The organism is Lacticaseibacillus boliensis (assembly GCF_054784775.1).
The window spans coordinates 1-1156 of the sequence record NZ_BAAIHN010000084.1 but is presented as its reverse complement, the minus strand read 5'-3'; the positions used below and the strand labels follow the sequence as shown (position 1 = coordinate 1156).

The 1156-nt window shown below is 45.2% G+C and carries 2 protein-coding genes; both read right to left on the bottom strand.

All coding sequences use genetic code 11. The features are described 5' to 3' along the window. Positions 1–218: 218 nt before the first annotated feature. A complete protein-coding gene (gene tnpB, locus ACYVRB_RS14235) occupies positions 219–584 on the bottom strand; it encodes an IS66 family insertion sequence element accessory protein TnpB (RefSeq protein WP_461216067.1) in 366 nt (121 codons plus the stop codon). Continuing rightward, positions 574–756 (bottom strand): hypothetical protein, encoded by a 183-nt coding sequence (locus ACYVRB_RS14230; protein ID WP_057821157.1) that lies wholly within the window; start codon positions 754–756, stop codon positions 574–576. Before ACYVRB_RS14230 ends, tnpB begins: the two co-directional genes overlap by 11 nt. Between the last annotated feature and the right edge of the window lie 400 nt (positions 757–1156).

The following is a 1156-nucleotide window of genomic DNA, read 5'->3' as shown; positions in this document are numbered from 1 at the left end:
CGGAATCCGCTCAGGTCCGACGCCGGGCGGCTAAAGCGTCGACGCCGACTAACTCACCAACTTCATAGATAACAGGCTTTCATACGCCGGATCGGGCCAGGTGGCTAACTTGTTCTTGCAATTTGCGGTTTTGTTCGAGTGCTTGCTTAAGCAGATCTTCTGTCGTGGTTGCCATTGGTACTGCCTCGTTATCTTTGTTGGCAGTAGCTTATCACTAATCATCGCGTTTGACCATGATTATTTCTTGGCGGTCGTATCGGCTTGATTGAAGATTCAATTGCCCAACCTGAAAGCAGACGAACAAGTTTCTTTGTGTGGAGTTTCTTCACCTCGTTTTGATTGGTTGGCCACTGAATGTGGCCATTTTCAACGCGTTTGTATAATAATATGAAGCCATCACCGTCCCAGAATAATGCTTTGAATCGGTCCTTACGACGCCCACAGAATAAGTAAAGCGACTGATTATGCGGATCGAGTTGGTATTGCTCTTGAACGACTGCCGCTAGGCCATCAATGCCGCGGCGCAGATCAGTTCTACCGCACACCAAATAGATTCCATGAAGTCGTGTTGGATCAATGAGCATCAGTAAACACGGCTTTCATGAGCGCTTCAAGAATGTACCCTTGAATATGATTGTAGACTACGACTGACTTGTTACTGTCAATCTTGATCTGTAGCGCTTTGGTCGGTGCTTGGATTTGAGAATGCAGGGTTTTGTCCATCTTGATTTGGACGATTTCTGGTTTATCTGCCATATAAATACCTCACCATTTCGTTATGATGAGGTAAGGATACCGCCAGGAAACGGTGATTCATATTCGGTCTGTTATTGGGTGCTTACTTTTTTTCTTCATGGTTTCCATCTCCAAGGTAATTGGCATGTGTGTAGTCAGGTGAGCAAATGCCTGGTTTGGAGGTGTGATTTTGAAAACAGATCAAGAAGTGTCTAAAATTTTTGTCGCTTTCATCAATATATCTGTTGTTCGCAGAAAGAGGGAACTTTTCCGTGCGTCGCAACGAAGAATTACCCTGGATTATTCATAGAATTTCAAAAAAGCAGCGCAATCCCATGATTCACACGGGACTGCGCTGCTTTGGTGTTTCACCCATTGGGTGCGCCTATATGCTAAGGTTGAGTCGACGAAAACCATCACG